Annotated in this window: 9 protein-coding genes and 1 pseudogene; 7 read left to right on the forward strand and 3 right to left on the reverse strand. The window is 54.8% G+C overall.

What is annotated here, in order from left to right:
- Window positions 1-115: 115 nt before the first annotated feature.
- Window positions 116-319, forward strand: a complete 204-nt coding sequence (locus RBB76_RS00215; protein ID WP_429634923.1) for an AAA family ATPase — start codon at window positions 116-118, stop codon at window positions 317-319.
- 588 nt (window positions 320-907) lie between these two features.
- Here RBB76_RS00215 and RBB76_RS00220 read toward each other — a convergent pair.
- The 3 genes from RBB76_RS00220 to RBB76_RS00230 form a co-directional block, all read right to left on the reverse strand.
- Entirely contained in the window at window positions 908-2,008 is a 1,101-nt protein-coding gene (locus RBB76_RS00220; RefSeq protein ID WP_433963494.1) for an IS110 family transposase, read from the reverse strand.
- 334 nt (window positions 2,009-2,342) lie between these two features.
- Window positions 2,343-3,239, reverse strand: coding sequence for an acyltransferase (locus RBB76_RS00225; RefSeq protein ID WP_429634796.1), 897 nt, complete (start codon window positions 3,237-3,239; stop codon window positions 2,343-2,345).
- A gap of 617 nt (window positions 3,240-3,856) precedes the next feature.
- Window positions 3,857-4,423 (reverse strand): hypothetical protein, encoded by a 567-nt coding sequence (locus RBB76_RS00230; protein WP_429634797.1) that lies wholly within the window; start codon window positions 4,421-4,423, stop codon window positions 3,857-3,859.
- A 244-nt stretch (window positions 4,424-4,667) separates the two neighbouring features.
- Here RBB76_RS00230 and RBB76_RS00235 point away from each other — a divergent pair, with 244 nt between their 5' ends.
- The 6 genes and pseudogenes from RBB76_RS00235 (at window position 4,668) to RBB76_RS00260 (ending at window position 12,194) form a co-directional block, all read left to right on the forward strand.
- The gene (locus tag RBB76_RS00235; RefSeq protein ID WP_429634798.1) at window positions 4,668-6,929 is read left to right on the forward strand and encodes a winged helix-turn-helix domain-containing protein; all 2,262 of its coding nucleotides are present in this window, start codon (window positions 4,668-4,670) and stop codon (window positions 6,927-6,929) included.
- Window positions 6,930-7,162: 233 nt separating this feature from the next.
- Window positions 7,163-7,672 (forward strand): hypothetical protein, encoded by a 510-nt coding sequence (locus RBB76_RS00240; protein ID WP_429634799.1) that lies wholly within the window; start codon window positions 7,163-7,165, stop codon window positions 7,670-7,672.
- A gap of 622 nt (window positions 7,673-8,294) precedes the next feature.
- Window positions 8,295-9,020 (forward strand): glycoside hydrolase family 44 protein, encoded by a 726-nt coding sequence (locus RBB76_RS00245; RefSeq protein ID WP_429634800.1) that lies wholly within the window; start codon window positions 8,295-8,297, stop codon window positions 9,018-9,020.
- Window positions 8,921-9,169: pseudogene (locus tag RBB76_RS00250) on the forward strand (glycoside hydrolase family 44 protein); the annotation flags it as partial. The gene RBB76_RS00245 and the pseudogene RBB76_RS00250, both read left to right, overlap by 100 nt.
- A gap of 375 nt (window positions 9,170-9,544) precedes the next feature.
- Window positions 9,545-11,563 (forward strand): beta strand repeat-containing protein, encoded by a 2,019-nt coding sequence (locus tag RBB76_RS00255; RefSeq protein ID WP_429634812.1) that lies wholly within the window; start codon window positions 9,545-9,547, stop codon window positions 11,561-11,563.
- 97 nt (window positions 11,564-11,660) lie between these two features.
- Complete coding sequence (locus tag RBB76_RS00260) at window positions 11,661-12,194, forward strand: ester cyclase (RefSeq protein WP_429634801.1); 534 nt, start codon at window positions 11,661-11,663, stop codon at window positions 12,192-12,194.
- Window positions 12,195-12,490 lie beyond the last annotated feature (296 nt).

Genomic DNA, 12,490 nt, shown 5'->3' on the forward strand with positions numbered 1-12,490 from the left:
CTTCATTTCAGGCCGGCTGGCTTCTGGCAAAACAACGTTAGCACGCAGGATCGCAGATCAGGAAGGTGTCGTATTTATTTGCGAAGATATCTGGCTCGCAAAATAAAGTGATGGGATCTCCAGCTTTGAAGACTATCTTAAGTGGTCGCGTCGGTGCCGTTCTGTGATCGGGCCACTCGTGGTTCAAATACTGAGGGCCGGAACTTCCGTGGTTCTCGATTTCGCTGGAAATACCCAGGCGGAACGGAAGTGGGTCCGCTCTCTCATTGAAGAGACGGAAGTGAAACATGTATTGCACTACTTGGACGTTCCTAGATGAGTGTTTGGCACGGCTAAAAAAGCGGAATGAAACAAAGCCAGAAGGGCTCTATTTTGCTTCAACATCAGAAGAAGAGTTCTTTGCCATAACTCGCTGGTTCCAGCCGCCGGTGGCGGATGAGGGCTTCCACGTTTCCCCCGAATAACGGGCGCAACCTTCCCTTTCCCGTCGTTGGCCGTTCGGTAGGTGCGAGTATGCGACAATCCACCCGGAACACGAACCAATGACTCCTCGAAGAGCGCATCGGCCTGATATGGAGTGACCGTGTCAACTCTGCTCAACAGTGGGGTTGTTTTGTCGTTGTCGTTGCTTTCCTTTCCGGAAGACAGAGCGAGCAGCAGTCGGAGCAGTTTTGAGCGACGATTGATCAGTCTGATATTCGCGGGTCGGAACCGCATAATCATGATCCGTCGGGAGCTGCCTCTGACTGTTATCGCGAGTCAGGTTGAACCTGTCGCATAGGCCGAGCGAGGGTTCTCCTTCGTGCTTGCCCTGGCTGCTGCCGGCTCTGTGTTCGAGATGGATGTCAGCGTTCATCGGTTTGGTGTTCTTGGCTTTCCTTTTTAAGAAGTTTTGTTTTGGCTGGTGTCAGGCTGCAACTTGCGGCCTGACACCAGTCTCTGCTCTGGTTCCTATAGCCCAGATAAACCCCAGCAGCTCTCGAGCTACTGCTGTGACAATCTTCCGCTGGTCCTTGCCGGCTGCGCCTAGTCTTATATACCGCTTGTGCAGCCGGTGTTGCGCCTTCCACGCAATCTCCTTGGCCTCTTCTGAAATGGTCTCCTGTCGTCTACGCAGTCCGTACCAGATACCTGGTGGACGACGATAACTCCATGCGGCTTCGACAACGATGCGTCGCAGGTGCGCGTTGCCGGTCTTCGTGATGCCTCCGCGTCTGGTTCGCTTCCCACTGGAATCCTCGCTCGGGACAACCCCGCAGTAACCCATCAGTTGGCGAGCACTCTCAAAGCGAGACACCTGACCCAACTCGCTCGCAATGGTCACAGCCGAGATATCTGCAATACCGCGCAGTGCCTGTAAATCGTTAATGACTTGTTGCAGCGCCGGCGTTGCCAGCCTCACCGCTTCCATGATGGCTTGCTCAAGCCGCGCGACTCGCTCCCGCATGTGCTCGACCTCGTGGAGATAATCCTGGCGCGTGAACTCCTGAGCTATCTGCGTGAAACGTAGCTGCGCGACCCAGATTAGATAGGGTCGTGTCCACGGCCTGACTCCGGTCGGTGGACGCTGACCAGAACGCAGAAGGAACTTGCTCAACCGATGCCGCGCTCGCGTCTGATCCTGCTTGGCTGCTTCGCGGGCACGCACCAGATCGCGCAAGGCCTCGGAACCCTCATCGGGAACCCATACCGCCGTAAGATCCCCGGATCGATAGCAGCGCGCCAGCTTCTCTGCATCCCGCCGATCCGTCTTGACTCGGTCGCCAGCCTTGACCGGCACCAGCGTGGGTGCCACAACTTCGCACTCGACGCCCAGCTCCGCCAGTTGCCAGTACACGACGTAGCCCGTCGGTCCGGCTTCGTAGCATGCTCTCAGCTTGGCTGCTGGACCAAGCTTCTTGATCAACTTACGGATAGACTCAGCGCGGTTCGGAATGGTTCCCAGGCTCCGCACTTCACCTTCCGGTTCCGCGACCGGCACGGCGATCGTCTGTCTCAGCATGGACATCCAAACCTAGAAATCGTACCTTCTCCTTCATGACCGGCTCCCTTCCGCTTGTGGCTCTGAACTGTGCGTCCGTAAGGACGCTCACAGCCTAACCCACGGTCGGCGCATCGGCGCCGGTCACTCCATACTGACTGTTGGCGTAAATCGAGAATCTCGAAGTACAGACGGTCCGTAGAAAGTCCCATGGCCCCTTAGTGCCATGGGACCTGAGATTGATCAACTGTTCTGGTGGAGGAGCGCTTTTGAGGCTGTAAATGGTCAAGACCGGCTTGGGAGCAGAATCCCTTGCGGTGCTTCTCCAACTCTCCAAAGGCCGAGCTGATGTTTGGGGGCTTTAGCCGATGAGGTATTTGCTCCCCGGCAACAGCGAGAGCAGCTTGAGCCCGAGATAGGTAATAAGGAAAGTAGTGAATGCGATCGCTGGAATGCGCACAAACGCATTGCCGATTATGGGCGCCATGCGGGTATGAATGGCGTTGAGTACGATGATGTGCGCCAGGTACATGCCATAGCTCATGCGAGAAAGATCGTCTATCAATCGCCATAGGAGGCTGTTGCCGCGATTCGCATGAATGTTTCGGAAGAGCAGGAAGAGTCCTGCTGTCATGATCGCAACGTTCAGCGTGGTGAAGTTCCACGTCAGCTCGAGGCTCTTTACTTCGTGCTCGTAACGAAGTCTGTAGAGAAACCCTCCAGCGGTAGCGGAGTAACCCACTACAATCATGCCGATCGCAAGCCAGTCGATACGCCACGAAAGTGCCATCCAGAATCGCTTGATGTAAGCGGCCAGTACGGCATAGCCAATGAAGCCTGAGAAGTAGTAGAGGGTTGGCGTTGCATTCCAATAACACTCGCCCCATACCTCTGCGAAGAAGAGGTGAATGAAGGGCAGCGTCAATGTCACGCCCCACAGCGCGAGGAAGAGTTCCATGCTCTTGCGGCTTGCCGATACGATCCACGGCGAGAACACGGGTGCGATAAGGTAGATCGCCATCAGCATGTAGACGAACCACAGATGGCCGACTTCGGTTCCGTAGTTGACGGGGATTTTGGCGATGTTGAGCAAGGCGGTCTGAAGAGTGATCACTCCTTGCGCGTAGTAATAGAAGGCGTAGACTGCACACCAGATCACGAAGGGAATCAATACGCGGGTGAAGCGCTTCCGGAAGAATTTACGCTCATCTTCGATGGGAAAAAGGAAGAATCCGGTAATCATGATGAACAGCGGCACGCAGGAGCGAGTTTGTCCATCCCACGGCCCAGGACCCCGCCGTGTGCAGTACGGTTCCGCCTTGTGATATGTACTCGAACTCGCCGGTGTGGATCTGCATGACCATGTAAATCGCAATAACGCGCAAGAGATCGAAGCCGCGATGACGCGTGTGGACGGGAGAAGCTGAGATTTTCAAGATACGTGGGTTCCAGTCATTTGAGGATGGTAGTGAAAGCCTCGTTGGCGAAAACGGTGTAATGGGAAGCTGCGAGAGAAGTTGACAGTCCGCGTTGTGCCCCAGTGATAAACCAGTTGATGATAAATCGCCAATGCGCTCAGCGAACCCGATTGTGGCTTTGTTGGTGATTAACGGGCAAACCGGAAGTTATTCCGTATTTCTCGCAAAGTCGGGTTTGCGGCAAGTTCAGGGTCGAAGTTTCTCATAACCCCGTTTTCAGGGAACTACGGGACGCCACTTATCCGATAAGCCTACTATTCGGACATGGCTAGCTTCCGCATTGCCAAACACACGCGAGTGATTGCGACTTGGCGGCCGTTTAGTGGGCCTGTTGCCCTCGGCGTTCGCCATGGACCCTACTTCCAGAGCGAGCGCCGAGCGCAAAGAAATAGTCTTCCTATGGTTGCTCGTATTGGTGCTCCGGCACTCTATCGACTCCAGAGATCGTTCCAGTAACCTCTCCTGTACCCGCAAAGAAGACAGGGTTGCTAAAGGCGTCGGATAGGACTGGCACCACCGTCTCAGTCAAGGTAAGGAGACCGGTCGCATTCTGGAAACGTCCGGTTCCACCAGTGACTTGAAAGAACAAAATACAGTGTGCCTGCCCGATTGTGAGATCAATGCAATCGGTCTCTTGCGTGAGATTGACCTTCAATAGACTTCCATCCTGAAAGCGAAATACAGCCGCGCCAACAGAACCTGAAAGAGCAATCAAATTTGGGCCCGAGCAGGTACTGGATGGTTGCGGAGAATTTGTGAGAGCCCTGACATCGCGATAGGTGAATGAGCCTAGAGTACCGTTTCCGGTGTAAGTATCTTCGCTGGTAGATGTGTTGGGCTGCTGTAGATTGACCGTGCTGGGCGCTTCAGTTCCCGAAACGGCCATCTTTACGGTTAGGTGCTGTGCATAAACGCTTGCGACACCGAGATTGAGCATCAGCGCCATCGTTGCTATGTATTTCATTTGTGCCTCCTGTTCGCATTTGTAAGTGCGCTTTGTGAAATGCTTGGCAAACCAAACGGCAATCAGCCGGTTTAGCAGGGCCATCAAAGCTCACATGGCCAACTGGGTCAACGGAACTTCCCATGAAGATTTTGTTAACCGCTAACTTCATGTCTCTCAAGCAAGTAGAAGGCCCTGTGAACTGTTGTAGCGCGGTGATAGACTCGACTCCTCATCGATCCTCTTCGACTTGGGGTGACAAGGTGTGCATACACATCCAGGAACCATCTATCGATTCGGCCCGTTTGAGGTAAACGCTGCCTCAGGCGAGCTGCTGAAGAATGGAAGACGCATCAAGCTGCAGGAGCAGCCTTACCGAATCCTCATTGCGCTGCTTGAGAATTCTGGAGAGGTGGTCACACGAGAGGAGCTTCGTAGCCGCCTTTGGCCTGACGACACCTTTGTGGACTTCGACGGAAGTCTTCGCGTAGCCGTCCGTAAATTGAGGGAGGTGTTGAGCGATGACGCTGATGATCCGCGATACATCAAGACGGTTCCCAAACGAGGATATCGGTTCCTGGTCCCGGGCAGGGGATATCAGCCCATTGGGAGTCTCCAGAGTGGCGATACGGCGCAGGTTTCACTAGTCGAGGGGGCGACGGCTCGCAGTGACCCGCCTTCGAAAGCAGCTCTCAAACCATGGTGGTTGCTCCTTTTTGCTGCGTGCTTATTTGTGTTTGCAATCGGGTGGCGGTTCCGTGGCGCTCTGGTTACACCGCCTGCGTGGAAGCTTAGTCGGCTTACCGCGGATGCCGGGTTTTCAGACGCTCCGGCAATTTCGCGCGAAGGCAAGCTACTCGCCTACTCCTCCGATAGCAGCATGCCTGGCGAACGGGATCTCTATGTCAAACAGATTAGTGGCGGCCCGCCTATCCGGCTGACCTTTGATGGGAAAGGGAACACAACGCCGGATTTTTCGCGCGATGGCAGCAATATTGTGTTTCGGTCGAATCGGGACGGCGGCGGGATCTACGAGATTCCGGCGTTTGGCGGTGAGATGAGGTTGCTGGCGCGGCACGGATTGAACCCCAGATTTTCGCCCGACGGTTCGCAGGTGGCTTATTGGATAGGCGGCCCAAACGTAGCTGCCGGCGTTCCGGGGAGCGGTGCGGTCTGGGTGGTTTCGGCGGCCGGGGGAGAGCCGCAACGAATCGGCTCGAAGTTCACCAATGCTCGCTATCCCATCTGGTCTCCAGACGGGAAATATCTTCTTCTCATCGGATACACCTCTGATAAGGTGTACGACAAATCCGCCCTCGATTGGTGGCTTGTCCCAACCGATGGAGGCAACCCGATAAGAACCGGCGTATACGATGCATTGGTCCGTACCGGAGTGCAGTATGACCTCATCAGCACTTTTTCAGACACTTACCTAAGCGTTCCTGTACCAAGCTGTTGGTTGGCGGGGACGAACAGCGTGATTTTTTCCATCCAGAACGGGGATACGGGGAACCTGTGGGAGACATCCTTGTCACCCCGAACCGGAAGAGTCAGTGGAGTGTTCAAGAGATTGACGGCGGGCGCCGGGAACGATGTCGACCCGTCATGCGCATCGGGAGATATCTTAGCGTTCACGAACATGGAAGTCGTAACGGACGTATGGTCGCTACCGTTCGATCTGGACCGGGGTATACCAAGAGGCACTTTGGAACGGATCACAGAGGGTCCTGCGAAGCGAGAACACGCCTCCCTTTCGGGCGATGGGCGATATGTTGCGGTTGCTTCCACTCAGTCGGGACCACTGAACATCTGGGTGAGGGATCTGGAGACGGGCAGAGAGTCCCACCTTGCCAACTCATCACTCGGGCAGCGGTTTCCGATCATCAGCGCATCCGGTAGCAAGATCGCCTTTTCAGCCTTCGATCACGGACATAGATCGGTGTACATATCGGCTCCCGGCGGTGTCCCGCAGAAGATGTGCGAAGGATGCTTACGAGCTACCGATTGGTCGCGTGATGAGAAGAAGCTTCTGATATTTGGCGGTAGTCCTTATCAGATCGATACTCTCGATATCGCCTCGCGTGAACAAACTCCCGTATTAAAGCATGCTTTCTACAATGTGCTTTACGGCCACTTTTCCCCTGACAATCGTTGGGTCAGTTTTACGGCGCGGACTCAGCCGAACCGATCGATCATCGCGATTGCACCTCTCGATGGAACGAAACCGATTCCTGAGAGTGCGTGGATCAAGATTGCGGAAGAGGGGCCTGAAGACTGGGCAAACTGGTCGCCGGATGGCAAAACGCTCTATTACACCTCGGCCAGGGACGGACATACCTGTCTGTGGGGGCAGCGGATCGACGCGAGCTCTCACCGGCCGGTAGGCGAGGCGTTCGCCGTGCAGCATTTTCATGGGCGCGCGTTGTATGAGCAGGGGGGCTGGTCGGCTGCGGGTGGGCGAATCGCGGTCGTGCTCGTGGACGGGACGAACAATATTTGGATGATGTCGCGTTCGATTGCGCACTAGCTCAACCTCTCGTTTCGGTTGACCATCCGGATCTCATAGGGCTTAAGAATTAGTACCGGGAAGTCGGCCTGTGTGTTTACCGATCAGCTCTATTTTCGTGTGGATGCATAACCGGCTATCCAGAAAGGCCTAACCGAATTGCCCGAAAAGTCCGCTTTTCGGCAACTTCAAGGTCGACGTTTCTGATAACGCCGTTTTAGGAGACTAAGGGGGAGCAGTATTCTGATCGCATTATGCCCACTCGCGACGAACTCAAGGCTTTCATTGACCAGATGCCGCCCGAGAAGCTCGACCTGGTTTACATTAATCTCGAAAGCATCCTGCATCCTCCTGTGCCTGACCCACAGATCGAACGGATAATTCGGCGGTCGGAAGAGTTCCAGAGGGAACTTTCGGAACGCCTCCCGCAGTTGCAGGCTGGATGTAAACCTGAGACGATACGCGGGTTCAACGGAGGAGGCGGCTTCGGCTGCGGACCGGGTCTGCGAAACCAGGGAGGGTATAGCTATTCCTGGTTCGAGGGCATCACACACGTTACCCATCGACTGATGATTCATGCTGGCCGGGAAATGGATATTGTCGAGCGTTTGCAGTTGACCGAAGACGAGACAAAGTTGATTTTCGAGCAAGAAATCTATGCGGAAGGTCGTATCGTGAAACGGAAGGAAGAATTTCCCGTCGCCCCAATGGGCGAATCCTTCCCGAGAGCACGTCTTAGCAAGACGAGCATAGGCCGTTTATAAAGTCCTTGAAGTGGACCGCCTCATTTGGAAGAGCCTCCGAAGTTTGCGCTGGCTCCCGAGACTACGTTCCCCGAAAGTCGGGTTTTCGGCAACTTCGATTTGGGCCGAATCGCTTCTCAGTATTTCAGAGGCAAACGCCAGAGGGTTTATCTCTCTCTTTGGCTAATTTCTTGGCCTCTGGCTGGCCCTAGGTGCTCCTTCTGGCTCTCAGTGGCTCTCAGACTAGGCCAGTTGACCATTCTCGCCCTTCTGAGAGCCACCCAGAGGCCCAGCCCAAGCCCAATTCTGGGTCTAGGCTGCTACATACTCCTGTGCACACTGTCTGAGAGTCGGGTCACTTATGGGTAACGATTGCCCCTGCAAACTGGTACAACCTACCCCAACCATTTAGGGGTTGCAATCGCCTTTAACCATGCGTCTTTACTGGTTTTTTGCAAACTTTGCATAACCCATACAAACTATCCCAAACACCCCTAATTCGCCCTTTCACGGCGATAACATCAACAGTAGTTTGAGCTCACCAAACCCAATCACCTACAACTTCGGTTGTATGCAGAGATGGTCTTGCGCCATCTAGGCTGGCAAAGCACATCATCTTCGCTCGATTGTGAGACGCCTCCCCATGCGATCCGACGTCGGCATCCGATGCATCCAGCTTTTTGCTGCGTGGTTTATTTATTCCACAGCAGCCCTGGGACAAGCTGGCTCTGCTCCCGCACTATCCGTGAACATCTCCAGCGGAAGACATCCGATTAGCGCGCAAGTCTACGGCATTGCAAACTACGGTCTCGATGCGAAGTACGCAAAAGAAATTTCGGTACCAAATATCCGTTGGGGCGGGGACGGAACAACGCGTTATAACTGGGAGGTTGACTCGAGCAACGCAGGCTTCGACTGGTACTTCATGGGTGGCAGTGGAACCGCTAACCCCATGCCAGGCGCCTCCGCCGATCAGATGATTCGCACTTATCAGCCGGCGAATGCGCTGATTACGATTCCCATAATTCCGTTCGTCAATAAATCAGCAGCCTGGAGCTGCAGTTTCCCTGTTTCCGTATATGGCGCGCAGCAATCGACCAACCCCTACGTTCATCGCAATGGCGATAACTGTGGCAACAGCATTACATCGAACGGAACGCAGTTGGTTGACAACAACATCTACGCGAATCACATCGACAACTCAACGGGTCTTCAAAAGGCTGGCTACAACACCTGGTGGGAACGTTCGGACCAGCATCTCAGGGTGGAGTTACCTTCTATCAACTGGATAACGAACCGGCGGGATGGGGCAACACTCATCGAGATGTGCTGCCCAACGGCGCCGATTATCCCACCATTACGCAGTTAGGCGAACAGTATGCAGCTGCAGTCAAGCAAGTCGACCCATCAGCGATGGTTCTCGGGCCTTCCGACTTTACTTTAGGCGGCTGGGTCGGCGATACCACCAAACAGGGTGGCCTACTGGCGGGCCAATACTATCTTCAGCAAATGGCCGCGTATCAGGCGACGAACGGCACTCGCATCCTCGACTATTTTGATGAGCATTATTACTTCGACGTGTCGTCCCCTACGGCACAACTTGCTTCTACGCGGACTTTGTGGGATCCAACCTTCAACGGCGGCACGTGGGTAGAACAGTATGTGTTTAATGGACCTATGCAATTGTTGCCGCGTTTTAGGGGGTGGGTTAGCCAGTACTACCCTGGCACAAAGATCTCCTTGTCGGAGTACTCGATTGACAGTGGAAGTAAATCAGTCGTTGATGCTGTGGCGGAGATGGATGTTCTGGGAATCTTTGGCCGCGAACAACTTGATTTTGCGAACATGTGGAGCCCGCCAGCTCCGACCGATCCGATTGCCTGCGCCTTCAGGATGTATCGCAACTACGATGGTAGCGGCGGGCAGTATGGCGACACCTGGGTCGCTGCGACCAGCTCTGATCAGAGCCAGCTTTCGGTCTATGCCGCGCAACGAACCTCGGATAGTGTCGTGACCATTCTTATTTTGAATAAGACGAGTGCCGCGATCAGCACGACTCTGGCACTCTCCGGCACTACCCTGCCGACTAACGCCTCTGTCTACAGCTACTCTAGCGCCAATCTGCAACAGATTATCTCGGGAACGAAGGCGGCTATCGACAATGGGGCGATTAGCTATAGCTTCCCCGGTTACTCCGCCACGCTCTTTACTTTTACTCCCGTTGCAGCGCCTCCAGCAGCGACAACGACCGCTCTTACTGCATCCTCTACAACCCTCACTACGGGACAAACAGTAACTCTTACGGCTGCGGTTTCAGGGGCAGGTTCGCCGACTGGAATCGTTTCCTTCAAAGATGGAGGCAGCACTATCGGGAGCGCAACGCTCTCCGCTGGCAAAGCGGCTTTCAGCACTGCTGCTCTCGGCGCTGGCTCTCACACGATAACCGCGGTCTACGCAGGCGATTCCGGTGATCCCTCCTCCACTTCCAGTACTATCGTTGTCACTGTGACACAGCCCGCCCCTATAGGCACCTCAATCACACTTTCCGCATCGACTTCAAGAATCACCGTAGGCCAGAACGTCGCTCTCAGCGCCATCGTTTCAGGATCGGGTTCGCCGACGGGAGCTGTTTTGTTCAAAGATGGCACCAGTACGTTTGGGAGCTCAATTCTGTCTGGAGGCAAAGCCTCCTTTAGTACTTCTGCTCTCGGCATTGGTTCTCACACCATCACGGCGGTCTACACAGGAGATCCCGGTGATGCCTCCTCCACTTCGAGTCCTCTCATAGTCACGGTGACTCAGCCCACACCTTTCGGCACCTCAACCGCGCTCTCTGCGACACCTTCACAAATTACCGTAGGCCAGAACGTCGTTCTTACTGCCATCATATCCGGCTCAGGTTCGCCGACGGGAACGGTGATTTTTAACGACGGCGGAACAAACCTTGCATCTGTGTTAATCACAAACGGATCCGCCACCTTCGTTGATTCCAATCTTGCCGCAGGCACTCATAGCGTCCAGGCTTCCTATAGTGGCAACGCAAACAACGCAGATTCGACCTCCCAGGTCGCTACCATAGTTGTCGTTCAGCATCCAGTTACCCCTCCCGTTATACCTCCGCCACCGGGACTCACCAGCACAACGACTGTCCTTAACGCATCATCCAGCCAACTTACATCAAGTCAGTCCCTCACACTTACGGCGACTGTAAGCACCTTGGCCTCGTTCTCTTCTGGAACCGTCACGTTCAATGATGCGACTGATACGCTCGGCGCTGTGACTCTCATTCATGGAGTCGCCAGCATCACTACTACGCTCAGTGCGGGAATTCAAACGATCATCGCCACCTACAGTGGCGATAGTAGCAATGCCGCTTCCATCTCGTCTCCTCTGACAATTACTGTGAGTGCCCCCGCACCTCCGTCAGCTGCCCCCCAGGATTTTTTGCTGCAGCTCAGTCAAACTACGATGACACTAACGCCGGGAGCCTCTGGACAGATTGGCTTCAGCATCGCCTCGCAAAACGGATTTAACCAGCAACTGAAACTAAGTTGCTCCGGCTTGCCCTCCGGCGCCACATGCACCTTCTCGCCCGCCACTCTCACGCCCTCCGCGGGAGCTACCGGGAGCATGACGATTTCGATGAGCTCCTCCTCTACGTCAGCCGCCATGTTATTTCTTCCGCTTTCGGGCGTGCTTTTATTCTTCGACCAGCGAATGAGGAGATTTAGGCTCGCTGTTGCCGTGGCAGCATTCACGATTTTAGTTGCAGGATGCGGGGCAGGTGTCCGACAGACGATTGGGAACGGTGCCAGTGCTGGACCTGCCCCCGGCAACTATACGGTCCAGGTGACCGCGGCAACCTCAACAGAATTAAGCCACACGCAGCCAATGACGTTGGCCGTGCAATGAAACGATACAGATGGATGCGTATATCCTTTGCCCGATTTCCTCCGCCCGACGGGTGACGAGCCCAGCCCGTTTGCGCGCAAACAGGAAATCTCTCAAATTGCCTAATCCGGAGATATTTAGGGATGGAGCTCCGTTTTCGGTAAGAGGCCGCACCAACAGCGGGGACAGCACACCGTGGCTGCGGATGCTTTCGGCCAACTTCTACAAAGGCTTCTCGCAAAACCGGCTCGATCTTTGGGATGCAGTAATCCATCCTGACGTCAAGTCCAACAGCCCTGCAGGACGCAATATCGACAGCCTAGCCGCGCTTAAGCGATGGAACCAGTCGTTCACTGATGCTTTCCGCCCGCGGACCGATCTCGTCGACCATTTTGTCGCGGGGGATCGCGGCCTCGTCACGATCAACCTCCACTGGAAGCACGATCGTCCCTTCAACGGCCTCGCTCCGACTGGAAAGACCGGAACGTCGGTAGAGAATTTCATTCTACGGATCGAAAATGGGCTGGTCACACGATGGGACGTCGCTGACGGTTCGCTTGATCTTGCCATTTACCTCCACGACGAAAGCTTGAAGATGCCCACGTTTGTCGAGCCGCCGGCGCTCATCAAAGGCGTAACCTTGCCCTCCTAGAAGCTGACGGTCACCGCTACAGAAGTCTCAGGCCCCGCTCTGTCGGTAAGAGGGCTGCTCCGAACGGCCGTTGCGATGGCCTTGCAGTCGTAACGGCCCGCACTAATCAAGCATCGGGAGGTCGGCGAGTGTCCCGAAATCTCATCAAAGAAGGGCCGGACAATCGGACATTGCAGCGTGTGGTCGAGCCGGTTCAAAGGAGATGCGAACAAAGCAAGTTGTTCACGCGTATAACGAGTTGAACGCTAAAGATTCATCCCGATATCTTCTTCCGAGGATTGAGAGAGTACACGTTG

Origin of the sequence: Tunturiibacter psychrotolerans, from assembly GCF_051013365.1 — a bacterium.
GTDB classification, from domain to species: Bacteria; Acidobacteriota; Terriglobia; order Terriglobales; family Acidobacteriaceae; genus Edaphobacter; species Edaphobacter psychrotolerans_A.